Origin of the sequence: Streptomyces sp. NPDC017979, assembly GCF_044328175.1 — a bacterium.
Taxonomy (GTDB): domain Bacteria; phylum Actinomycetota; class Actinomycetes; order Streptomycetales; family Streptomycetaceae; genus Streptomyces.
The window spans coordinates 108,353-129,824 of record NZ_JBIRGU010000005.1 but is presented as its reverse complement, the minus strand read 5'-3'; the positions used below and the strand labels follow the sequence as shown (position 1 = coordinate 129,824).

22 protein-coding genes and 1 pseudogene are annotated in these 21,472 nt (G+C 71.1%); 14 read left to right on the top strand and 9 right to left on the bottom strand.

Annotated features, from left to right (window positions below; genetic code table 11):
* Positions 1 to 118: 118 nt before the first annotated feature.
* Both ACH4E8_RS16190 and ACH4E8_RS16185 read left to right on the top strand, forming a co-directional pair.
* Entirely contained in the window at positions 119 to 352 is a 234-nt protein-coding gene (locus tag ACH4E8_RS16190; protein ID WP_398448547.1) for a hypothetical protein, read from the top strand.
* A gap of 41 nt (positions 353 to 393) precedes the next feature.
* Positions 394 to 1,194, top strand: a complete 801-nt coding sequence (locus ACH4E8_RS16185) for a hypothetical protein (protein WP_398448545.1) — start codon at positions 394 to 396, stop codon at positions 1,192 to 1,194.
* Positions 1,195 to 1,423: 229 nt separating this feature from the next.
* Here ACH4E8_RS16185 and ACH4E8_RS16180 read toward each other — a convergent pair whose 3' ends face one another.
* Both ACH4E8_RS16180 and ACH4E8_RS16175 read right to left on the bottom strand, forming a co-directional pair.
* Entirely contained in the window at positions 1,424 to 1,699 is a 276-nt protein-coding gene (locus ACH4E8_RS16180; protein ID WP_398448543.1) for a hypothetical protein, read from the bottom strand.
* 197 nt (positions 1,700 to 1,896) lie between these two features.
* The gene (locus tag ACH4E8_RS16175; protein ID WP_398448541.1) at positions 1,897 to 2,118 is read right to left on the bottom strand and encodes a hypothetical protein; all 222 of its coding nucleotides are present in this window, start codon (positions 2,116 to 2,118) and stop codon (positions 1,897 to 1,899) included.
* 105 nt (positions 2,119 to 2,223) lie between these two features.
* Between ACH4E8_RS16175 and ACH4E8_RS16170 the strand changes: the two genes are divergently transcribed.
* The 7 genes from ACH4E8_RS16170 (at position 2,224) to ACH4E8_RS16140 (ending at position 7,300) form a co-directional block, all read left to right on the top strand.
* The gene (locus ACH4E8_RS16170; protein WP_398449203.1) at positions 2,224 to 3,054 is read left to right on the top strand and encodes a helix-turn-helix domain-containing protein; all 831 of its coding nucleotides are present in this window, start codon (positions 2,224 to 2,226) and stop codon (positions 3,052 to 3,054) included.
* Complete coding sequence (locus ACH4E8_RS16165; RefSeq protein ID WP_398448539.1) at positions 3,051 to 3,251, top strand: DUF397 domain-containing protein; 201 nt, start codon at positions 3,051 to 3,053, stop codon at positions 3,249 to 3,251. Before ACH4E8_RS16170 ends, ACH4E8_RS16165 begins: the two co-directional genes overlap by 4 nt.
* A 196-nt stretch (positions 3,252 to 3,447) precedes the next feature.
* Entirely contained in the window at positions 3,448 to 3,645 is a 198-nt protein-coding gene (locus tag ACH4E8_RS16160; RefSeq protein ID WP_398448537.1) for a DUF397 domain-containing protein, read from the top strand.
* Positions 3,646 to 4,070: 425 nt separating this feature from the next.
* The gene (locus ACH4E8_RS16155) at positions 4,071 to 5,159 is read left to right on the top strand and encodes an LLM class flavin-dependent oxidoreductase (protein ID WP_398448535.1); all 1,089 of its coding nucleotides are present in this window, start codon (positions 4,071 to 4,073) and stop codon (positions 5,157 to 5,159) included.
* A 52-nt stretch (positions 5,160 to 5,211) separates the two neighbouring features.
* Positions 5,212 to 5,943 (top strand): FMN reductase, encoded by a 732-nt coding sequence (locus ACH4E8_RS16150; RefSeq protein ID WP_398448533.1) that lies wholly within the window; start codon positions 5,212 to 5,214, stop codon positions 5,941 to 5,943.
* A gap of 193 nt (positions 5,944 to 6,136) precedes the next feature.
* On the top strand, positions 6,137 to 6,823 hold the full coding sequence (locus ACH4E8_RS16145; protein ID WP_398448531.1) for an alpha/beta fold hydrolase: 687 nt from the start codon (positions 6,137 to 6,139) through the stop codon (positions 6,821 to 6,823).
* A gap of 99 nt (positions 6,824 to 6,922) precedes the next feature.
* On the top strand, positions 6,923 to 7,300 hold the full coding sequence (locus tag ACH4E8_RS16140) for a nuclear transport factor 2 family protein (RefSeq protein WP_398448529.1): 378 nt from the start codon (positions 6,923 to 6,925) through the stop codon (positions 7,298 to 7,300).
* On the opposite strand, the pseudogene ACH4E8_RS16135 reads toward ACH4E8_RS16140, so the two are convergent.
* Positions 7,299 to 7,445, bottom strand: a pseudogene (locus ACH4E8_RS16135) (IS630 family transposase); the annotation flags it as partial. The gene ACH4E8_RS16140 and the pseudogene ACH4E8_RS16135 overlap by 2 nt on opposite strands.
* Positions 7,446 to 7,522: 77 nt before the next feature.
* Positions 7,523 to 8,248, bottom strand: a complete 726-nt coding sequence (locus tag ACH4E8_RS16130; protein WP_398448528.1) for a YitT family protein — start codon at positions 8,246 to 8,248, stop codon at positions 7,523 to 7,525.
* Positions 8,249 to 8,309: 61 nt separating this feature from the next.
* Between ACH4E8_RS16130 and ACH4E8_RS16125 the strand changes: the two genes are divergently transcribed.
* From ACH4E8_RS16125 to ACH4E8_RS16115, 3 genes are all read left to right on the top strand, one after another.
* Positions 8,310 to 9,731: a PLP-dependent aminotransferase family protein gene (locus tag ACH4E8_RS16125; RefSeq protein WP_398448526.1), complete on the top strand. Its 1,422-nt coding sequence runs from the start codon at positions 8,310 to 8,312 to the stop codon at positions 9,729 to 9,731.
* 452 nt (positions 9,732 to 10,183) lie between these two features.
* Positions 10,184 to 11,368 (top strand): MAB_1171c family putative transporter, encoded by a 1,185-nt coding sequence (locus ACH4E8_RS16120; protein WP_398448524.1) that lies wholly within the window; start codon positions 10,184 to 10,186, stop codon positions 11,366 to 11,368.
* Positions 11,361 to 12,773, top strand: a complete 1,413-nt coding sequence (locus ACH4E8_RS16115) for an FAD-dependent oxidoreductase (protein WP_398448522.1) — start codon at positions 11,361 to 11,363, stop codon at positions 12,771 to 12,773. The genes ACH4E8_RS16120 and ACH4E8_RS16115 overlap by 8 nt, the downstream gene beginning before the upstream one ends.
* A 155-nt stretch (positions 12,774 to 12,928) precedes the next feature.
* Here ACH4E8_RS16115 and ACH4E8_RS16110 read toward each other — a convergent pair whose 3' ends face one another.
* Entirely contained in the window at positions 12,929 to 13,327 is a 399-nt protein-coding gene (locus ACH4E8_RS16110) for a DUF732 domain-containing protein (protein ID WP_398448521.1), read from the bottom strand.
* Positions 13,328 to 13,498: 171 nt separating this feature from the next.
* Between ACH4E8_RS16110 and ACH4E8_RS16105 the strand changes: the two genes are divergently transcribed.
* Entirely contained in the window at positions 13,499 to 16,729 is a 3,231-nt protein-coding gene (locus ACH4E8_RS16105) for an ATP-binding protein (RefSeq protein ID WP_398448519.1), read from the top strand.
* A gap of 227 nt (positions 16,730 to 16,956) precedes the next feature.
* Here ACH4E8_RS16105 and ACH4E8_RS16100 read toward each other — a convergent pair whose 3' ends face one another.
* From ACH4E8_RS16100 to ACH4E8_RS16085, 4 genes are all read right to left on the bottom strand, one after another.
* Entirely contained in the window at positions 16,957 to 17,823 is an 867-nt protein-coding gene (locus ACH4E8_RS16100; RefSeq protein WP_398448517.1) for an ABC transporter permease, read from the bottom strand.
* Positions 17,820 to 18,839, bottom strand: coding sequence for an ATP-binding cassette domain-containing protein (locus ACH4E8_RS16095; protein WP_398448515.1), 1,020 nt, complete (start codon positions 18,837 to 18,839; stop codon positions 17,820 to 17,822). The genes ACH4E8_RS16100 and ACH4E8_RS16095 overlap by 4 nt, the downstream gene beginning before the upstream one ends.
* Positions 18,840 to 19,007: 168 nt before the next feature.
* Positions 19,008 to 19,562: an NADPH-dependent FMN reductase gene (locus ACH4E8_RS16090; protein ID WP_398448513.1), complete on the bottom strand. Its 555-nt coding sequence runs from the start codon at positions 19,560 to 19,562 to the stop codon at positions 19,008 to 19,010.
* 217 nt (positions 19,563 to 19,779) lie between these two features.
* Positions 19,780 to 20,157 carry a hypothetical protein gene (locus ACH4E8_RS16085; protein ID WP_398448511.1) on the bottom strand — a complete coding sequence of 126 codons (378 nt, stop codon included), beginning with the start codon at positions 20,155 to 20,157 and terminating at the stop codon, positions 19,780 to 19,782.
* A gap of 250 nt (positions 20,158 to 20,407) precedes the next feature.
* On the opposite strand from ACH4E8_RS16085, the gene ACH4E8_RS16080 reads away from it, so the two are divergent.
* Positions 20,408 to 21,325 carry a hypothetical protein gene (locus ACH4E8_RS16080; protein ID WP_398448509.1) on the top strand — a complete coding sequence of 306 codons (918 nt, stop codon included), beginning with the start codon at positions 20,408 to 20,410 and terminating at the stop codon, positions 21,323 to 21,325.
* The last annotated feature ends 147 nt before the right edge of the window (positions 21,326 to 21,472 follow it).

Here is a 21,472-nt window from a genome sequence, read left to right as displayed (position 1 = left end):
CACGCCGAGTCCCAGCCCTACGCCGACGCCCACCCCCAAGCCTTCGCCGACGCCGACGCCGCCTCCTTCGTCGAGCCCGCCGCCGGCGGCCCCGGGCCCCGACGTCGCGCCCGCCCCCGTGCCGGTGCCGGTCGTCGTCCCACCCAGCACGACGCCCCGTACGACGCCCCGTCCCGCGCCCGCGCCGCCGCGCGTACAGCCGGTCACCCGCACCGTGCAGCCCGTACGGGCCCACCGGCCGCTGCCGGCGAAGCCGCGGCAGGACGGGATGTCCATCGTCGTCCTGATGCTCGTCACCACCACGCCGGCCGTGCTCGCCGCGGCGCTGCTCAAGCCCCGCCGGGGCCGCTGACCGCCCGGGCGCCGCCCGCCCCCTGAAGTACGGAGACACCCATGTCCGAATGGCTGGTCCTGGCCATCGTGATGGCCGCGGCGAGCGCCGTCGTGCTCGCCGTCACCCTGCTCAACCACCGCAGACGCCGCACCAGTACCGCACTCGCCGGCGACGGCGACCGCGCCGGGGTGGAGACCCCGGACGTGCTGGAGTACATGACGATGATGGTCGGCGTCGTGTACGCGATCGTCCTCGGCCTGGCCATCGCCGGCGTCTGGGAGGCGCGCAGCGTCGCGCAGGACGACGCCCGGCGGGAGGCGCAGGCGCTGCACGAGGTGGTCCAGCGCGCGGAGGTCTACCCCTCCGACTTCCGCGCCGCGCTCCGCGACGACGTGGACGCGTACGTCACGCACGTCGTGCACCAGGAGTGGCCCCGGATGGTGGAGGGCCGCGAGGTGAACGGCCGCGGCGCGGAACTGCTCGCGGAGGTCCGCTCCGACGTGGCCCAGCACACCCCCGCGAACGAGTTGGAGGCACACGCCTACCAGCCCATGCTGGACCAGGTCGCGATCGCGGACGCGGCGCGCAACTCCCGGGTGGCGAGCGCGGGGGCGACGCTGCCGGGGGTGGTGTGGTTCGGCCTGATCATCGGCGCGCTGGTGACGGTCGGCCTGATCTTCACCATGAACATCGGCCGCAGCTACCAAGAACTGCTGCTGGCCGGCTTCTTCACCGCACTGATCGCGTTCCTGCTGTTCCTGGTCTGGGACTTCGACGCACCCTTCGGCCGCTCGGGCACGGACTCCGCGGACGTCTTCCGCGCGCTGTTCCCGTCGGTCTCGACGCCACGGGCTGGTTGATTGAAGGGCCCCGGTCACCGTGGGTGTGAGTGAGCAGGTGACCGGGGCCGGGAAGCGGGGCGACCAAGCACGCTTCCCCGTCCCTCCGGGCCGACCGGGGGCAGGGTTGGGCCCTTTCGACCGGGAGGGGAATCAACGGGTTCTCTCTCCTACTGCCGGGCCAGGCTCAGGATCATCAACCCCATGCACGCACCGACGACCCCGAAGAACACCGAGACGGCGATACGGGTCATGTGCGCGTGATTCCGGTCTCGGGGTGCGGGGTGGGTGGCCCCCAGCGAACGGGCTCACGGTGAATCTCGGTGAACAGGTCGTGACCGGTGAGACGGAGATGGAACTCCATCCACTCGTCCACGTCATCGTGCCCGTGCCGCTGGCCGCTCTCCGGAGACGGCATCTGCACACCACACTCCGGCTTCCCCGTGATGCACACGGCGGACACCACAATGTCCTCATCCAGGGCGCGGATGGACCGCCAGCCCTTGTACCGACCTCGCTCGATCACGATTCCTCCTACGGAGGGTGGGGTGAAGGTTGTTCGGTCCCGGCCACCTAGGGACAGGGGCATGCCCCAAGGGCGACCGGGACCAGGAGAAAGGGACCACCGTCCCCATCCCCCTGCCGCTCCCGCGCATAGCACTTCAGCGCTAGGGCAACGCTGATACGCGAGAACGGAGTTCAGGGTCTTGCGGCTGGGTTGGGTTACGGCGCGCCTCTGCTGCTGAACGCGTTGAGCTCAGCGAGTACGGGCCTCAGCCGGTCGTCCACCGTCGCTGCCCGCACGTTCTCCCGACGCGCATCCCACTCAATCCCGCCACCACGCGGACGCAGCGCGACGAGTGATCCGTAGACCTCCATGACCACGCCGCACCGCATCTGCACGATGTCGTACGCGAGCGCGCCGACTGCGAGTTCACCAGCCATGGCGACTCCTCTCCGTAGCGGTTTCACTACCAAGCGATGTCAGGTTGGCCTAGAGTCGAGAAGCAGTTCAACTTGCGCAGACTGGTTGATTGGTGGGTTCCGGAGATGGTGAACCGAAAGACGTTGGACCCCAAGCAGTCCCCCCGCGCGGCCTTTGGCCAGCGACTGCGTGCCCTAAGGGACGAACATGGGTGGACGCAGGACGAGCTAGCAGACCGGATCGGCTGCACGGGATCCCATATCTCGGCCGTCGAAACTGGTCGACGCCCACCAACTCAACGTTTCGCATCAATCGCGGACAGGGTGCTCGGAACCGGCGACCGACTCGAACGTCAGAGCCGATCAGTTCGACGTACAGCGTTGCTGGAGGGGTTTGAGGAGTACGTGAGGTACGAGGCCCGGGCCGAGGAAGTGCGCTTGTTCGAGGTCGGCTTGATCCCTGGTCCACTTCAGACGCGCGAGTACGCAGCGGCGATCGAGTCAGGTCACGTACGCCGGGGCGCCATCACCACCGAGCAGGCCGAGGAGCGCGTCCATATCTTGCTTTCGCGCCAGGAAGCCCTGGCTCGGGACCTTTCCCCCCTGGTGTTTGTCGTGCTGGACGAGAGTTGCATCCGTCGCGTAGTCGGAGGCACCGACGTCATGGGACGGCAGCTAGCCAGGTTGATCGAGTTCGCGGAGCAACCCAACACGGCACTACAGATCGCGCCCTACTCCATGGGCGAGCGCCGCCCGTTCAACAGGTCGGTGAACTTGCTGACGCTGACGGACCGTTCCGTGTGTGGCTACGTGGAGTCCCAAACACAGGGGTACTTGGACCGTGAGATCACTTCGGTGATGCCGCTGATGAGGGCCTACCATCAGCTTCAGACAGAGGCGTCGTCGCAAGCGGAGTCTGTGTTCCTGATTGATCAGGTACGAAAGGGCATCTCGTGATAACCGAACCCCTCAACTGGATCAAGTCCTCGTACAGCGGCAGCGGTGGTACTTGTGTCGAGTGGGCCCCCGCACACGCGTCCACCACCGGCGTCGTGCCCGTCCGCGACTCCAAGGTCCCGGCCGGCCCGGTCCTGCACGTCCCCGCCACCGCCTTCGCCGCCTTCGTGGCCGGCGTCAAGGACGGCACGGTCTGACGACCGCCCCCGCACCAACGCAAGGGTGCCCCGTCGAGCCCGCTTCCCGGCTCGTCGGGGCACCCTCGTCTTTGCGCCTCGCGCGAGCCGATCCCGCCCTCTGACGCAACGCGCAGAGCTACCCTCGGCTGAACGTGGAGGCGCCGCCTCAGCCGGCCCTTTGCGCCGTCAACAGGCAGCTACGAAAGGGCATCTCATGACGTCCGACTCCCCCCGCTGGTTCAAGTCCTCCTACAGCAACAACGGTGGCGCGTGCGTGGAGGTATCCGCAGACCTCCTCCCGTCCGACGTCGTCCCCGTCCGCGACTCCAAGACCCCGACCGGCCCGGTCCTGCACGTCCCCGCCACCGCCTTCACCACCTTCATCGCCGCCATCAAGGGCGGCACGGTCTGACGACGGCCGCGAGGCAGCAGCACGCGCCCCGGTCGCGGCAGTGACAGCAGGTCCAGTGGCGAGTCGGACCGGGGCGCCGCGGTCGGTGGCGGGGTGCGCGGGCCGTCGGGCCGAGCCCGGCTCCCGCTCGCCGACCCCCCGCACACCGCGGCTTCGAGGGCGCGGCGGACCGAGCACGGTCGCACCCCGTGGCGGGGCCGTGGCGGAGGGCGTACGTCCCTTCGGCGGCCCCGCTGGGCGCGGCTTGCGTCACGCACGGCCTGACCTGCGAGGACGGCGATCAGGCGGGCCGGCCGACAGGCGATGGAACGGCCCCGGGCACACCCTGGAATAGACGCGAGGGGGTCCCCGTTGTAGGGTTTAGTTCAAAGTTCAACTACTGATTTCCGGGGCAGCCCGGAGGCTGCACGCGAGAGGTGAGCTTCATGCAGTTCGGCATCTTCACCGTCGGCGACGTCACGACCGACCCGACCAACGGCCGCACGCCGAGCGAGCACGAGCGGATCAAGGCGACCCTGGCCATCGCGCAGAAGGTCGAGGAGGTCGGACTGGACGTCTTCGCGACCGGCGAGCACCACAACCCGCCGTTCGTGCCCTCGTCCCCCACGACCCTGCTGGGCTACATCGCGGCCCGGACCGAGAACCTGATCCTGTCCACCTCGACCACCCTGATCACCACCAACGACCCGGTGAAGATCGCCGAGGACTACGCGTACCTCCAGCACCTCGCGGACGGACGCGTGGACCTGATGATGGGCCGCGGCAACACCGGGCCGGTCTACCCCTGGTTCGGCCAGGACATCCGGCAGGGCATCCCGCTGGCCATCGAGAACTACGCACTCCTCCACAAGCTCTGGAGGGAGGACGTGGTCAACTGGGAAGGCAAGTTCCGCACGCCGCTCCAGTCCTTCACGTCGACCCCGCGCCCGCTGGACGGCGTCCCGCCGTTCGTCTGGCACGGCTCCATCCGCTCCCCGGAGATCGCCGAACAGGCCGCGTACTACGGCGACGGCTTCTTCCACAACAACATCTTCTGGCCCATGAGCCACACCAAGAAGATGGTCGAGCTGTACCGCAAGCGGTACGCGCACTACGGGCACGGCACCCCGGAACAGGCGATCGTCGGGCTCGGCGGGCACGTGTTCATGCGGAAGAACTCGCAGGACGCGGTGAAGGAGTTCCGTCCGTACTTCGACAACGCGCCGGTGTACGGGCACGGCCCTTCGCTGGAGGACTTCAGCGAGCAGACGCCGCTGACGGTGGGCTCCCCGCAGCAGGTGATCGAGCGGACGCTGTCCTTCCGCGACTCCGTCGGGGACTACCAGCGCCAGCTCTTCCTGATGGACCACGCCGGACTGCCGCTGAAGACGGTGCTGGAGCAGTTGGACATCCTCGGCGAGGAGGTCGTGCCGGTGCTGCGCAAGGAGTTCGCGGCCCTGCGGCCGGCGGGCGTACCGGAGGCGGCGCCGCTGCACCCGGCGGTGCGGGGCGCGGGCGAGCCCGCGAAGGCGTGACGGCGTGACCGCGCCCGATCCCGTACGAGAAACCTGAGGAGAGTAGAGAGTCATGACCTTGAAGCTGGTGGCCGTATCGGCCGGTCTGAGCGTGCCGTCCTCGACGCGTCTGCTCGCCGACCGGTTGACCGAGTCCGTACGCGGCTTCCTGGGCGAACTCCCGGGTGCCGGGGATGCCGTGCACAACGGCGACACCGTGAACGGCGGCGACGCCGTGGCCGCCCCGGACGTCGAGGTCCGCGTCGTCGAACTGCGCGAGCTGGCCGTGGCGATCGCGAACCACCTGGTCACCGGCTTCCCGTCGGCGGACCTGGAGGAGGCGATCGACGCGGTCACGGAGGCGGACGGCCTGATCGCCGTGACGCCCGTCTTCTCCGCGTCGTACAGCGGGCTCTTCAAGTCGTTCTTCGACCTGATCGACCCCGACGCGCTCACCGGCAAGCCGGTGCTGGCGGGCGCGACGGGCGGCACGCCCCGCCACTCGCTGGTGCTGGAGCACGCGTTGCGCCCGCTCTTCGCCTACCTGCGGGCGGAGGTCGTCCCGACGGCCGTGTACGCGGCGTCGGAGGACTGGGGCGGCAACGGCGACCCGCTGACGGACACCCTCCCCACCCGCATCACCCGCGCCGGCCGCCAGCTCGCACAGGCGATGCTCGCCAACGCGAAGTCCCCGACCGCGGCCACCCCCGCGGAACCGGACCTGAGCGCCCTGCTCGGCGCGGTCTCCCCGCGCCGCGCCACGGGCCCGGACAACGCACCGCTGGACCCGCTGCCGTCGGCCTGACGGCGGCGGGGACGTCGACCCCGGTCTTCAACGGCCCTCGCCGGCCCTCGAAGACCGGGGTTTCGGCTGCGGTCGACTGCGGTTCCGCCGACGGTTCGGCGATTCGGCGGGTTCGGCGGGTTCGGCGATTCGGCGGGTTCGGCTGCGGGTGAACGCCTACCTCCGGCCGCCCCGGTTCGCCTATCGTCCGACCATGGCTGATCAACGCTCGGTCGACGTCGGCGGCATCCGGCTCTCGTACCGGACGTCCGGCCCACCGGACGCACCACCGCTCGTCCTGCTGCACGCGCTGGGAGAGGACGCCGCCGACTGGGACGCGGTCCTCCCCGCCCTCGCCCGGAGCCACCGGACGTACGCCGTCGACCTCCGCGGCCACGGCCGCAGCGACTGGCCGAGTGCGTACTCGCTCGAACTCATGCAGGCCGACGTGCTCGGCTTCCTGGACGCCCTGGGGCTCGCCCGGGTGGATCTGATCGGGCACTCCATGGGCGGGGTCGTGTCCTACCTGCTGGCCCAGGACCACCCCCACCGGATCCACCGCCTCGTCCTGGAGGACGCCCCGCTGCCGCGCCCCCGCGAACCCAGCACCCCCACCAGACCGGACGGCGCCCTCACCTTCGACTGGACCATGGTGCTGGCCGTCAGGAGCCAACTCGACCGGCCCGACCCGCGATGGCTGCCCCGCCTCGCCCGCATCACCGCCGAGACCCTGGTCATCGCCGGCGGCCCGGCCAGCCACGTCCCCCAGGACGGCATCGCCGAACTCGCCCGCCGCATCCCCGACGGCCGCATGACCACCATCCCGGCCGGCCACCTGATCCACCGCGCGGCGCCGGAGGAGTTCACGGAGGCGGTCTCGGCGTTCCTGGCGGACGTCTGACCGAGGTGGGCGCTCCAGGGCCGTGACCGGGATGGTTCGCCGTGATCGGAAGGCGGCTCGTGGGACGAGTGCACGCGAAACGGCTGGTATTACTGGGGCATGCAGGAAGAGACCGCACGCTCCGCGATCGACATGTTCATCTCTGCGTTCAACGCCTCGGACGACGGCTATGTGACCGCCCTGCTCTCCCAGTCCCTGACCTCGGACGTGGTCTTCTGGGGACCTTTGGGTCGCAGCGAAGGAATCGCGGCGGTCGAGCGGTTCGTGCTGGACATCCGGCGCCACCCGGCGGGGACCGGCACGATGGTGCGCTGCTCAGCGGTGGACATGCCCGACGAATGGGCCCGGTACCAGTGGGTCTTCACCACGCCTGATGGAGGCCCCCTCCTGGCGGGAACGGACGTCGTCCATCTGCGACGGAGCCTCATCGACCAGGTCATCGTCTTCGCGGGGGAGATCGAGCCGTCCGCCTCCTGACCGGCACCCGGTTCCCGGCTGCCGCGGCGAGCAGCATCATCGCGCGCCGGTAGCGCACCGAACTCGTGCCGCCCGGGCGCACGACCTGCTCCAGCTGCTGCCCGTCCTGGTCGGTCAGTCTGTGGACACGGACAGGCTCAGCCACCGCACATCAGCAGCCGGGGCGCGATCGCCCGTCGTACGGCGAGGAGCCCGGTGTCCACCCGGTGCTCGCGGCGTTCGTCACGCCGACGCCGTCCTCCGATCGCGCAGCGGGCCCGGTCCGGGCACCGGCAGCCGGACCGTCACCCGCGGCAGGAAGAAGCCGACGAGCGGCCCCGTGCCCAGGACGACGAGCACGGTTCCGAACCCGACGGTGCCGCCCAGGAGCCAGCCGGCGCTGGCCACGGACACCTCGATGCCGGTGCGGACGGCGGCGACGGGGAGGCGGGTGAGGCGCACGAGCCCGGTCATGATGCCGTCGCGCGGGCCCGAGCCGAACTGCGCACCGAGGTAGAGCGCGTCGAAGAACGCCAGGGCGACGAGGCCGAGCAGCAGATAGCCGAGTTGTGCGGGGGCGCCCTGCGGGGCGGGGAGCACGGCGGCGGTGGCGTCCGCGGCGAAGCCGACGACGGCGACGTTGAGCAGCGTGCCGAGCCCCGGCAACTCCCGCAGCGGGATCCACGCGAGGAGCACCAGCACGGAGATCAGGTTCGTCGCCCAGCCGAACGAGATCCCCAGGGTGCCGGCGGTCCCCTCGGTGAGCACGTTCCAGCCCGCGGCGCCGAGCCCGGACTGGACGAGCACCATCACCGCCGCCCCGTACCCCACCAGGCCGACCAGCAGCTGAGGGATCCGGCGGGCCTTCCGCCCGGCCCGGACCTGCGCGGATGCGGTCATGCGCAGCAGCACGGGCCGGTCGGGAGGGGGCGGGGTGCAGGAGCGTCCGGGGCGCGCGGGAAGTGACATGGAGCAACCCTGCGGACGATCTGGTCATCGATTCCATAGCCAGATCGCCTACCCTGGCCTTGTGAAGATCAGTTCGCACGCGGTGGCCCGCATGCTGGGGAGCTGGCAGGAAGGGGCCGGGCCGGCGCATCAGCGCCTCTCCGACCGGCTCCGGCTGCTGATCCTGGACGGCCGCCTCTCCCTCGGCGCTGCCCTTCCCAGCGAGCGCGACCTGGCCGCGGCGCTCGGCACCAGCAGGACGACCGTCGGCGCTGCGTACCGCACCCTGGTCGACCACGGGTACCTCGCCACCCGGGCGCGGGCCAGGGCGACCGTACGGCTGCCCGACGACCCGCCGCCGGAGCGCCGGGCCGGTGCAGCGCCGTCCACGATCAACCCGTCCTTCGCCGCGCCGCCCACGATCGACCTGTCCTTCGCCGCACCGCCCGCGCCGAACGAGATCCTGCACGCCGCGTTCGCGACGGCCCTCGAACGGCTGCCGCGGCACTTCGCACGCCACGGCTACGACCGGTACGGCACCGCCGAGCTGCGCGCAGCGGTCGCCGACTGGTACGGGCGCCGGGGGCTGCCCACCCGGCCCGACCACGTCCTGATCACCAACGGCGCCCAACACGCGCTGGCCCTGCTCGCGCGCACGCTCCTGTCGCCGCGCGACAAGGTCCTGATCGACCACCCGACCTATCCGCACGCCATCAGGGCGTTCACCGACGTACGGGCCCGGCTGCTGCCCGTCGCCGTGACGCCGTCCGGCTGGGACGCCGCACAACTGCGCGCCGCGGGACGGGCCGCGCACCTGGCGTACCTGATCCCCGACTTCCACAACCCGACCGGGCTGTGCATGTCCGCGAGCGTGCGCCGCGGCCTCAAGCTGGCGTGCCCCACCGTCGTCGACGAGACGATGACCGACCTGGCGCTGGACGGGACGGAACCGGAGCCCTTCGCGCTGCACGCACCCGCCGCCATCAGCGTCGGCTCGGTCTCCAAGAGCATCTGGGGCGGTCTGCGCATCGGCTGGATCCGCGCCGCGCCCGCCGTCCTGGAGCGCGTCGAACAGGCCCGCTCCGCAACGGACCTCGGCACACCCGTCGTCGAACAGCTCGCCACCGCCGTCCTGCTGGACCAACGGCAGACCCGCCGACCCGACGCACTCGACCGGTTGAGGGCGCAACGGGACGCGCTGCGGCAGGCGGTCGCCGCGCACCTGCCCGACGTGGACGCGCCGGAGCCGCCCGGCGGGCTGACGGTCTGGGCCGCGTTCCCCGAGCCCGTCAGCTCACGGCTGGCGGCCCTCGCGCCCGATCACGGTGTGACGATCGCGGCCGGCCCGCGCTTCGGCGTCGGCGGCGCCTTCGAACGGTACGTACGCCTCCCGTACACGCTGCCCGAGGAGCAACTCACCCGTGCCGTACGCGGACTCGCCCGGGCACGGCAGGCGCTCGTCGAGGGTGCGACCGGACGGCACACGCCCGCGCCCGTCGCGTGACGGCAGCGGGCCGCGGCGAGCGGCCTGACAGGAGCGGGCCGTGGCGGGCGACCGGACGGAGGAGGCGGCGGGGAAAAGCAGCACCGGGGCTCGTCCCGCCGTGCCGGAAATACCACCGCAACGATCGATTCCGGACCCGAATCGATCGTTGCGGCGATCACAAGCGGCCCCGTAAGGTGATTCACACGTGTCATTCATGAATTCCCCGGGGGGCTACGACCGATGAATCCGACAGCGGACAAGCGCATGGCGCGACCAGAACCGCACAGCGCCATGCACGCCTTCTGCAAGTCTGCGAAATTCTCCCGGAACGTGGAAAAGGGGTCGACCCGGAAGTCCTTATTATTCGCAGCGCCGGCAGTTAATGCCTCCTGCACGGATCAACCCGTCGCGGAATGGGCGAGTGCGACCGCAGGCCGAATGGCCTGTTCGCCCGGCAGCGTCCACGCACCATGAACGGCGTACCGATCTACCACCCGTACATCCTGCCGACCGTCCTCCTCATCGCCGGCCTTTCGCTCAAGTCGCCGACGATCATCCGTTCCTGGAAGGACCCGAACTCCAGGGCCACCTGGCTCGTCCTGCTGTTCGCATCGGCCGTCTTCGTCTCCGTGACGCCGCCGAACATCCAGAACATCAACGCGTTCACCGGAGTGCCGAACATCGCGGCACCGTGGACGTACAGCATGATCAACGCCTTCTGCGGGGCGTGCCTCACGATGCTCATCACCTGGCGCGAGGAGCCTTCCAAGCGGCGGGACACCAGGATCCGGCAGGTCTGGATCACCTACGGCGGCATCGTGGCCACGCTGTGGGCGACGTTCCTGATGGCCGACGTGCCCCAGTCGCGCGCCCGCGACCTGGACACCTTCTACGCCAACACGCCCTGGATGCGCGAGCACATCGTCCTGTACCTCCTCGGCTACCTGATATCCACCGTCGTCTCCGCCTGGATGATCTGGACGTGGATCTCGAAGGTGCGCGAAGGCTGGCTCAGGGCGGGACTCGTCTCCCTCCAACTCGGCCACGCCTGCGGCATCGTCTTCGTCACCGCGAAGTTCCTCGCCATCGGCGCGCGGTGGACCGGCACGGACTGGGACGACCTGAACGTCCTCATCGCGCCGCCCTTCGCCATCCTCGGCGGCACCCTGGTGGCCCTGGGCTTCATCCTCCCCGTCGTGGGCCCCTTCCTCCAGCAGTGGCCGCGGGACCAACTCACCTACTGGACGCTGAAGCCGCTCGTCCGCGCCGTCCAACGGGTGACCCCGTCCCCGGCGACCGCCCCCGTCGGCCGCTTCGCCCCGCTGGACCTGCGCCTCCTGCAACGCCAGACGCAGATCCTGGACGGCCTCTTACAACTCGCGCCGCACTACGACAGGTCCCTTTACCAACGGGCGTACGAAACCGCTCTCGCCCAGGAGGAGGAACGCACGGCCCGCGGCCTCGCAGGCGCCGTCGCCATCAGCTCCGCCATCGAATCCCACGGCGGGCAGGGCGAAAACGACCATTCGATCGAGATCGGATCGGAAATAATTGACCACATGGAATCAATCTCCCGGATGCTGAACAACCCCCAAAGGCTCAAAGAATTCCATGAGAGCCTGTTCGGATCAGAAAAGACGACTCCCCATGCCTGACAGGACCGGAGCGCGGACCAGAGTGAGACAGCCAACCGCAGTCATCGTCGGCGGAAGTGCCACGGGGCTCTTCGCGGCAGCCGCGCTCGTGGAATTCTTCGACGTCGTCATCGTCGAACGCGACGCATTACCCGACGCACCCGAGCGGCGCCGCGGACTTCCCCAGGGCGACCACGCCCACCTGGTGTGGAGCGGCGGCGTCTCGGCCCTCAACGAGCTCGTCCCCGGCCTCGTCGACGAACTCGTCGCCAGCGGTGCCCGACTGACGCAGATCATGGGCGACATGGTCTCCCGCGCCCCCAACGAAACGTGGTTCAGGCGCTTCACCTCCACGCACCACGCCAACCTGGTCTGCTCCCGGCACCTCTTCGACCACGTGCTGCGGCAACGCGTGCTCAAGGACGAGCGGATCACGCTGCGCCAGAACGCCGTCGCCCACGGCCTGGAGGGGGACGCCACCTCGGTGCGGGGCGTGCGCATCCGGACCGGCAACTCCACGGAGACCCTGGACGCGGCCCTGGTCGTGGACGCCTCCGGCCGTGGCTCACAGGCTCCCCGATGGCTCCGGGACCTGGGACTCCCCCAGGTCAGGGAAGCGACGGTGAACGCGGGAGTGCGCTACGCCACCCGCCTGTTCGAGGCCCCCGGGCGGACGGCCGACATCGCGTTCCCCGTCGTCAACGTGCAGGCGAACCCCGCGAAACCGCCGGGCCAGGGCGGCGTCATCCTGCCGATAGAGAACGGCCGCTGGATCGTCACCCTGTCCGGCACCCGCGGCGGCGAACCCACCGACGATCCCGACGCCTTCGTCGAGTTCGCCCTCGGCCTGAGCGACCCCGTGATCGGCGAACTGCTCCGCTCCGCGAGGCCGCTCGGCCCCGTCCTCACCAGCCGCAGCACCGCCAACCGGCGCCGCCACTACGAGGAGTTCCGGCGCTGGCCGGAAGGATTCGTCGTCCTGGGCGACGCCGTCGCCCGCTACAACCCCACCTACGGGCACGGCCTCACCGTCGCCGCACAGTGCGCCCTCGCGGTCCGCGACACCCTGCGCTCCGGCAACTTCCACTCCCCGGGCACCGCCCGACACCTCCAACGCGCCGCGTCCCGGCCCGTCGCCGCCGCCTGGAACCTGGCCATCGGACAGGACGCGCTCTACCCCGGCGCGACGGACGCACCGCCCAGGCCCCTGGACCGGCTCCTCGCCCGCTACCTCGACCGCTGCGTCAACACCGGCGCCACCAACCCGCGCGCCCTGGGCGCCCTCCTGGACGTCATGAGCCTGGAGCGGGCGCCCAGTCGACTGTTCGCGCCGGACATGATCTGGCCCATGCTGCTCGGCCGCAGGAAGCGCCCGCTGACCGCCCCGCCCCTCACCGAGGGCGAGATGCACGCGGCCCGGTCGTGATCCCCACCGCCGCGCGCGGGGGCCTGGGGGCGGCGCGGGGGCCTGGGGGGCACGGGGGCCGGCGGGCACGGGGGTCACGGGGGCCGGCGCGCACGGGGGTCACGGGGGCCACGGCAGCCTCAGGATCCTCAGCGGCCCTAGGGGCCTCAGGGGCCTCAGGGGCAGAACGACGTCTTCACCGCCGCCACGATCGCCGCCGCCTGCTCGTCGGTGAGCTTCGGCACCGCACTGCCCTCGAACCGGGCCTTCGTGTTGGGCCGCACCGCCTTCTCGCTCTTGCCGTGCTTGATGTCGTTGCACACCTTGCGCGCCCGGCTCACCGCCCGGTCCTCCTTCGCGACCAGCCCGGCGTCCACCGCCTTCAGCGCCCGCAGCAACGCCGTGCGCTGCTGCGCGGTCGGCGTCGGCACCCCGCTCCCCGGCTTCGCCGACGCCCCCGCGGAACCCTTCGCCGCTGGGGTGCCGTTGTCGCCGTCGTCGTCATCGCCGGAGGAGTTCACCCAGCCCAGCGCCAGGACGGCGACCCCGATGACGATCCACGTATTCCGGTCCACGCCGCCCCCAATCGCCGACCCAGCACACCCAGCACGCCCATTACACACAGCGCACGCACCGAGCACAGGGCGCACGCGACAGCGCGCCGGAGCAAGCGGCTGGCGCGGGCCGGGGGCCGCCCGGGGGTTATCCCGGGGCGATTGTCAGTGGGTCCTCCTATCGTTTGGGGCATGACCCCTGCACTGATCGGGCGCGCGCACCCCACCCGCGTCCTGCACACGGAAATCGGCCGGGTCACCGAAAGCCACGGGGGCCTCGTGCTGGTCACGGGCGAGGCGGGCATCGGCAAGACCTCGCTCGTCACGGACGCCGCCGACGAAGCCAGACGGCGCGGTGCGCTCGTGCTCGGCGGCTCCTGCTGGGACTCCGACAGCGCCCCGGGTTACTGGCCGTGGGTCCAGGTCATGCGCGGGCTGCGGCGCGCCGTCGGCGACGCCTGGCCCCGCATCGAGAAGGCCGCCGACGGCCGCCTCGGCACGCTGCTGGGCGAGGCGGTCGCCCGCGTCCCGCCCGGCGAGGCCGCGGACGCCTTCCCGCTCTACGACGCCGTGACGACCGCCCTGGTCACCGCCGCCCAGCAGCGCCCCGTCGTGGTCGTCCTGGACGATCTGCACTGGGCCGACCCGGCCACCCTCAAGCTGCTCGAATTCATCGCGCGCCACGCCTGGTTCGAACGGGTCCTGCTCATCGGGACGTACCGGGACGCCGAGGTCGAGGCCGCCGACCACCCGCTGCGCCCGCTACTGCTGCCGCTCGTCGCCCGCGCCACCGCCACCGTCACGCTCGCCGGCCTCGACCGGGCGGACGTCGGCGCGTTGATAGCGCTGTTCGCCGGCAGCGAGCCGGAAGCCGCCCTGGTCGACGAGGTCCACCGGCGCTCCGGCGGCAATCCCTTCTTCATCGAGCAGACCGTACGGAACTGGGCCGGAGGCAGCCCCTTCGGCACCGTCGCGCCCGGCGTGCGCGAAGCCGTGCGGCGGCGGCTCGCGCTGCTGCCGGCGACGGTCGTCGAGCTGCTGGACGTCGCGGCCGTGCTGGGGCGGGAGTTCCACCGACAGGTGCTGGCCGCCGCGTCCGGGGTCCCCGTGGCCCACGCCGACCGGCTGCTGGAGCGGGCGACCGCCGCCCGGCTGGTCACCGTCGGCCGCGCCGGCCGGTTCGCCTTCGTCCACGACCTCGTACGGGAAACGCTCTACGACGAGTTGGACGAGCAGCAGCGCCACGAGCGCCACGCCTCAGTCGTACGGGCCGTGGCGGGCTCCTCCGCGCTACGGGCCAAGCTGCTCCCCGCCGACGTCGCGCGCCACGCGTACCTCGCCGGCCCCGAGCTGGACCGCAAGGCCCGGGTCGACCTGCTGACGGCAGCCGCCGAGGACGCTTCGGGCCGGCTCGCGTCCGAGGAGGCCGTGGCGCACTACCAGCGCGCCCTGGAGGTCACGGGCGACGACGACGTCCAGCGGGCCACCCTCATCCGGCTCAGCCTCGCCACCGAGATGCACCACCACGGCGACGAGAACGGCTGGCGCGTCTACGAGGAAGCCATAGCGCACGCCCGCCGCGTGCGCGATCCGGAGCTGCTGGCCCGGGTCGCCATCACGATCCACCAGAACGACTTCACCGCGGGCGGCGCCTTCGGCACGGGCCCGCGCAGCGTCGAGTTGCTGCGCGAGGCGCACCGGGCCCTGATCGGCGACGGCGGGGAGCCGGTCGCCCGGCTGTCGGTGGAAGAGGTCGCCCAGGACCTGGCCGTACGCATCACGGCCCTGGCCCGCCGCGCGGACGACGACGACACCCTCGGCTTCTCCCTCTGGGCCCGGCACGACTCCATCTGGGGCCTCGGCACCGCCCGGGAGCGGCTGGCCCTCACCGACGAGATGGCGGCCGTCGCCCGGCGCACGCACAACCGCGAGATGGAGATGCACGCCACCTCGATGCGCTGGGTCACCCTGCTGGAGCTGGGCGACCCGGGCTACTTCGAGCAACTGCGCGCCTTCAACGGCCTGGTGGGCCGGCTGGGGCAACGCCGCTTCGAACTCTCCCGCGCCATCGACAACTCCCTCGTCTCCGCCTTCACCGGTCGGTTCACCGACGCCGTGGACCTGCTGTCGGCGGCCGGCGTGCTCAAACGGGAGCACCCGACCTTCGGCTACGTCACCTCCCACATGCAGTGGTCGCTCTTCCTGCTCCAGGGGCGGTACGAAGAAGCCCGGATCCTGCTGGCGGAGATGAACGACCTGGGCCACCCCTATCCGCAGATCGGCATCGGCATCACCGCCGTCGAGACCGGGGACACCGCCCTCGCACTGCGGATGCACGAGGAACTGGCGGCGCTGTCCGAGCCGGTGCCGCGGCTCTTCGCCCCGATCCAGATGCGGCTGCACGCCCAGGTCGCGGCGGCCTCCGGCGACCCGGCCCGGGTGGAGGAGGCCCGGGCGGCCCTCGCGCCGCACGCCGGCGAATGGATCGTCTCCCTCTACGGCTGCGACCTCAGCGGGCCGGTGGACCTGTGGCGCGGGCTGCTGGAAGCGGCCCGGGGCGACCGGGCCGCGGCCGTCGCCGCACTGACGTCCGCCGCGGAGTCCGCCGACCGGATGCGGGCCCGGCCCTGGGCGCTGCGCTCCCGCGCCGCCCTCCTCGACGTCCTCGGCCAGGACGCGCCCGCCGACCTGGTCGCAACGGTCCACCGGGACGCCGAAGAACTACAGATGACACACCTCCTCCAGCCCCACCACCCCACCCCGGTGGCCACGTCTGCGCCCGTGCCCGTGCCTGCGCCGGAGCCGGCCCTGGAGGAACGTCCGCACGCGGCAACCTCGGACACGAGCCCTACGGCCGCGGGCCCTTCGGCCGGGCCGACCGCGCAGTTCCATCGGGAGGGCGCCGTCTGGGCGCTGGTCTTCGAGGGCCGGGTGGCGCACATGCCGGACGCCAAGGGCCTACGGGATCTGCACGCCCTGCTGACGCACGCCGGCGACGACCTGTCCGCCGTCCAACTGCTGGCCCCTGAAGGCGGCGCCGAGGTGATCGCCGCCCGCGGCCTCGGCGGCGACCCCGTCCTCGACGAGGAGGCCAAAGCCAGCTACCGCCGCCGGCTGGAGCGGTTGGACGAGGAGATCGACCGGGCTGCCGAGCTGGGTGACGAACGCCGCGCCACTGAGTACAGCCGCGAACGGGACGCACTGCTCGACGAGTTGCGCACCGCTGCCGGCCTCGGTGGCCGTACGCGTCGACTGGGCGACGAGGCCGAGCGCGCCCGTAAGACGGTCACGGCCCGAATCCGCGACGCCCTGCGCCGCATGCAGCAGCTCCACCCCGAACTGGCCGCGCATCTCAAGGAGTCGGTGACCACCGGCGCCCACTGCTCCTACCGTCCGGCCCGCGCGGTCGACTGGCGGCTCTGACCCGCGCGGGGCCTTCTACTCCGTGTCCGCGAGGCGACAACCACCCCCGATCGTATGTATGATCTTCTTGTAACTCCGGTTCACCGACCGGAAGTCACGCGTCTGTGGTCCAAGGAAAGACGCCCATCTGCCGATGGGAAATGTAGGTGCAAGGCCTGCCGGGCGCTCCATGAACGAAGGCCCCCTCTTCTGAGGGGGCCTTCGTCGTGCCAGGGCACGCCCCCGTCCTACTTGCGGTTGTACAGCCGCATCGTGATCGCCCCGAAGACGACCGTCAGCGCGCCGGCCCACCCGAGCGACCACGCTATGTCCGCCGCGGGCCATTCGCCGGCCATCAACTCCCGGACCGCCGTGGAGACGTGGGTCACCGGGCTGTTGTTGACGAACGTCTGGAGCCAGCCGGGCATGGTCTTCGGGTCGACGAAGATGTTGCTCAGGAAGGTCAGCGGGAAGAGGACCATCATGCTGACGCCCATCACCGACTTCTCGCTGCGCAGCAGCAGACCGAACATCGTCCAGGTCCAGGAGAAGCCGAAGGCGAAGACCATCAGCAGCAGGATGCCGAGCACCACGCCGACGAACCCGCCGTCCGGCCGGTACCCGATGATCATGCCGACGGCCAGCATCACCACCGAGGCGATGACGTAGCGCACCAGGTCGCCGAGGAGATAGCCCACCATCGGAGCCGGCCGCCAGATCGGCAGCGTACGGAACCGGTCGAAGACGCCCTTCTCGATGTCGGTGTTTACCGCGATGCCCGTGTACATGGTGACCATGACGATGCTCATCGTCAGGATGCCGGGGAGCAGGAACTGGATGTACTCCTGCGTGGAGCCGGCCAGCGCACCTCCGAAGAGGTACGTGTACATCAGCACCATCATGATCGGGAACGCCGTCACGTCGAACAGTTGCTCGGGGACGTGCTTGATCTTGAGCATTGCCCGCCAGCCGAAGGTGACCGAGGCGGAGAGCGCGCTGGGCTTCGGTGGTCGCTCCTGGCCCACCAGCACCGAGGCGAGGTGCTCGGCCCTGGGTGCTTCGAGGGCGATGTCGTCGAGGTCCTTGGTCGCCTTGGTGGTCGTCGCGGTGCTCATGCTGCCGCCCCCTTCGTCACGGTCGCTGCGGTGGTGGTGTCGGTCGCGGCGCGGTTGGCGCCCTTGTCGGTCAGGGCGAGGAAGACCTCGTCCAGGCTGGGCTGGCCCAGGGAGAAGTTGTCCACGGTGATGCCGGCGCGGGCCAGCTCGGCGAGCGCCCGGCCGGCCTGCTCGGCGGCGTCCTGCCCGGAGTCGGTCGCGCCGGCGCGGGCGGTCAGGGCGACCGGGTCCGCGTCCAACTGGATCTCGCCGCCCAGCACACCGCTGAGCAGTCGCTGGGCGTCCGGTCGCTGGGCCGCGTCGCGCAGCCGTACGTGGACGGCGCCGGAGCCGACCGACGCCTTCAGCTCGCCCTTGGTGCCCTCGGCGATCACCTTGCCGTGGTCGATCACGGCGATCCGGGACGCCAGCTGGTCCGCCTCGTCCAGGTACTGCGTGGTCAGCAGCACGGTCGTGCCCTGGGAGACGACCGCGCGCACGATGTCCCAGACCTGACTGCGACTGCGGGGGTCGAGCCCGGTGGTGGGCTCGTCGAGGAAGAGCAGGTCGGGGGTGTTCAGGATGGAGGCGGCGATGTCGATGCGGCGCCGCATGCCTCCGGAGTAGTTCTTGATCTGTCGGTCGCCGGCCTCGGTGAGGCCGAAGGCGTCGAGCAACTGCTCGGCGCGGACGCGCGCGGCGGCCTTGGAGTGGCCGAGCAGCCGGCCCAGCAGAACCAGGTTCTCCGTGCCGGTGAGGTCCTCGTCCACGGACGCGTACTGCCCGGTGAGGCTCACCCGGCTGCGGACCTCGTTCGCCCGGGTGAGGACGTCCTTGCCGAAGATGCGGGCCTCGCCGCCGTCGGGGCGCAGCAGGGTGGCGAGCATCTTGACCGTGGTCGTCTTCCCGGCGCCGTTGGGGCCGAGGACGCCGTAGACCGTGCCGGCGGGCACGGTGAGGTCGACGCCGTCCACGGCGCGGTTCTCACCGAAGACCTTCACCAGACCCTTGGTCTCGATTGCCAGCTCTGTACTCATTCGTCAGTCCTTGCTTCTTCTGGTCCTCGAAAATCGAAAACATCTTCGGCAGGGTGGTGGGAGGTGGACTCGGCCAATTGCCGAAACTCATCGGTCGGTCGACCAGCGCGACGGGATCGCCGCTGCCGACAGCGCCCCCTCAGGCGCGCCTCGCGGGGTCGCGTCTTCCTAGGAGGCGTACGGGCGGACGGCCCGGGCCTCGCGGAGGGCTATCCCCCACCAGCCGAGCTGGTCGAGCATCAGCCCGACCGAGCGGTCACGGTCGCCCCGGGACTCGTCCAGGAGGTCGATCGCCACGCCGTTGCGCAGGGTCACGGTGTGCAGCTCCGTGAAGACCGAGCGCAGGTGCTCAACCGCATGTATCCCGCACGAACCGTGCCCATAGCTTACGAAAGCGACAGGCTTGGCGTGCCACTCGTCGTACGCGTAGTCGACGGCCTGCTTGAGCGAAGCGGGATACGAGCGGTTGTACTCCGGGGTGACGATCACGAACGCTTCGGCGCTGGCGATCCGGTCGGTGAACGCCTGCATCGGGGCGGTGGCGTGCTGGGGGTAGTGCGCCGGGAAGTCGAAGTCGACCAGGTCGATGACCGACAGCTCCAGATCCGCGCGCGCGGAAGCCCGCTCGGTGAACCAGTCACCTATCTTTCCGCCGACCCGCTCGTCCCGCGTGCTCCCGATGATGACGGCCACCCGTAGCGGCGCCGCTCCCCCGTCGTCCATGTCCGTACCTCCCTTCACCCAGGAGGCGCTAGACATGCTCGCGCGGTCGCCAGATCCGATCTGGCGACCGCGCGAGATTCGCGCTGACGGGCCGCTGTCGGCCCACTGACGGCCTCGTCAGCGCCAGGTCAGGGCCAGCGCAGGACCAGCGCAGAGCAGGCGCGGGGCCATGGCAGGGCTCGATCGATCGAGGCCGGTCGGGGCTGGCCGGTGTCGATCAGGGTTCGTGGGTGTGGAAGACGTAGAACGCCGCCGCGCCGATCGCCCCGCCGATGATGAGTCCGAGTATCGACGAGCTGAAGACGCTGTCGCCGGTCAGGGAGTGCAGGAACCCCACCGCCGCGCCGCCCAGCACACCGTACGCCGCCGCGCGCACCTCCTGGATGAGGGCGCCCTGAATCCTGCCCAGGCCGAAGACCAGCGCGGTGAAGACGAGCCCTGCGACCACCCCGTACAGGACGTCCCACCAGCTCACCGGCGATCCGGTGCGGTGCAGGAAGCCCGCGTAGAAGCCGAAGAGCAGGCCCAGGCCGAGGGGTACGGCCCACTGGAGGGATCCGTGGTGGCGCATCGGCGCCGTCGCGTGCGTGGCCATGGCGGAGGCTCCTTCCGTACCGCCGAGGCAGGACGGGCAGCGCGCCCTGCGGCGCGCGCTCGCCGCCTCCGCGCGTCCTCGTGTCCTCCTCCCAGGGCACACCCGCGCCCCGTACCCGGCAAGTCGGCCCGGCGCCCGCCCGGAACGCGACCGCCCGACCGCCCGACCGCGTCGTCCGGGTGGGCGCGGGGCCCGCCCGGTCGGCGGCGCACCGCTCGCGCCCGGTGGCGACCCCGCTTTCCCTGGAGGGGTGCGGAGCTTCCTCTCGACCGTGCTGATCGTCCTCGTCGCCGTCCTGACCCCGCTGAGCGCACTCGCCGTCTGGGCCGACCGGGAGATCGGCGACACCGACGGATACGTCACGGCCATGGCTCCGCTCGCCTCGGACCGGGACGTGGAGGACGCGGTCGCCGACCGGGTCACCGACGAGGTGATGAAGGAGTTCGCCACGTCGGACGCCGCGGACGAGGTGCGCGGCCTGGTGCACGACGCCGTGCTCTCCTTCGCCGGCACGGACGCGTACCGGACGGCCTGGAACACGGTGAACCAGGCGGCCCACACCGCCGTCGAAAAGGCGCTGACCAGCTACGAGGGCGAGACGGCGAGCGTCGACCTGGCCCCGGTGATCGAGCAGCTCAAAGCACAGCTCAGCAAGGACGGAGTGCCGTACGCGCACGAGATCCCGGTGGGGGACGCGACGATCACGGTCCTGGACCACGACACGCTCGGCTCGGCGCGCGAGGTGTTCGACACGCTCCAGCTCGCCGGCGTCTGGCTGCCGCTGCTGACGTTGCTGCTGATGGCCGCGGTGCTGCTGGTCGCCCGGCGCCGGCTCCCGGAACTCGCGCTGGCGCTCGCCGCGGGCGGCCTGCTGCTCCTGCTCGCCGTGGCACTGGCCCGTTTCCTCGCCCTGAACGACCTCCCGCTGCGGGTGAACCGCCCCGCGGCCGACGCGGCCTTCGACGCCCTGACCGCGACGCTGCGGCTCACCGCGTGGTGCCTGATGACGGCCGGCGTGCTGGTGGCGGCGCTGGTCCGGCGCGGGCGGCACAGAAAGCTCGGTACGCCGGCCGGGGGCGAGGTCGGTACGCCCGCCGGGTCCGGTGCGGGCGCCGAGGGCGCTGCGGGCGCGGGAGTTGAAGGCTCCGTTCCGCATACGGCGAGTTGACGCCACGGCGGGGACAGCGGGAACGATCTCGTCGAAACTGAAGTCATCACGGGTGAGGGCAGAGCGGCACGGACGCGGCGGATGCAGCAATCGCGGCGGATGGCCGCAGCCAGCCTCAGACGACGCGACACCGCTACACACGCACGC

What these genes read in the sequence shown, in the direction of transcription:
- ACH4E8_RS16090 (WP_398448513.1), bottom strand. Translation starts at nt 19,562, where the DNA reads ATGGACGACGGGGGAGCGGCGCCGCTACGGGTGGCCGTCATCATCGGG.
- ACH4E8_RS16145 (WP_398448531.1), top strand. Translation starts at nt 6,137, where the DNA reads ATGGCTGATCAACGCTCGGTCGACGTCGGCGGCATCCGGCTCTCGTAC.
- ACH4E8_RS16085 (WP_398448511.1), bottom strand. Translation starts at nt 20,157, where the DNA reads ATGGCCACGCACGCGACGGCGCCGATGCGCCACCACGGATCCCTCCAG.
- ACH4E8_RS16095 (WP_398448515.1), bottom strand. Translation starts at nt 18,839, where the DNA reads ATGAGTACAGAGCTGGCAATCGAGACCAAGGGTCTGGTGAAGGTCTTC.
- ACH4E8_RS16140 (WP_398448529.1), top strand. Translation starts at nt 6,923, where the DNA reads ATGCAGGAAGAGACCGCACGCTCCGCGATCGACATGTTCATCTCTGCG.
- ACH4E8_RS16170 (WP_398449203.1), top strand. Translation starts at nt 2,224, where the DNA reads ATGGTGAACCGAAAGACGTTGGACCCCAAGCAGTCCCCCCGCGCGGCC.
- ACH4E8_RS16175 (WP_398448541.1), bottom strand. Translation starts at nt 2,118, where the DNA reads ATGGCTGGTGAACTCGCAGTCGGCGCGCTCGCGTACGACATCGTGCAG.
- ACH4E8_RS16185 (WP_398448545.1), top strand. Translation starts at nt 394, where the DNA reads ATGTCCGAATGGCTGGTCCTGGCCATCGTGATGGCCGCGGCGAGCGCC.
- ACH4E8_RS16115 (WP_398448522.1), top strand. Translation starts at nt 11,361, where the DNA reads ATGCCTGACAGGACCGGAGCGCGGACCAGAGTGAGACAGCCAACCGCA.
- ACH4E8_RS16120 (WP_398448524.1), top strand. Translation starts at nt 10,184, where the DNA reads ATGAACGGCGTACCGATCTACCACCCGTACATCCTGCCGACCGTCCTC.
- ACH4E8_RS16155 (WP_398448535.1), top strand. Translation starts at nt 4,071, where the DNA reads ATGCAGTTCGGCATCTTCACCGTCGGCGACGTCACGACCGACCCGACC.
- ACH4E8_RS16100 (WP_398448517.1), bottom strand. Translation starts at nt 17,823, where the DNA reads ATGAGCACCGCGACGACCACCAAGGCGACCAAGGACCTCGACGACATC.
- ACH4E8_RS16160 (WP_398448537.1), top strand. Translation starts at nt 3,448, where the DNA reads ATGACGTCCGACTCCCCCCGCTGGTTCAAGTCCTCCTACAGCAACAAC.
- ACH4E8_RS16105 (WP_398448519.1), top strand. Translation starts at nt 13,499, where the DNA reads ATGACCCCTGCACTGATCGGGCGCGCGCACCCCACCCGCGTCCTGCAC.
- ACH4E8_RS16150 (WP_398448533.1), top strand. Translation starts at nt 5,212, where the DNA reads ATGACCTTGAAGCTGGTGGCCGTATCGGCCGGTCTGAGCGTGCCGTCC.
- ACH4E8_RS16130 (WP_398448528.1), bottom strand. Translation starts at nt 8,248, where the DNA reads ATGTCACTTCCCGCGCGCCCCGGACGCTCCTGCACCCCGCCCCCTCCC.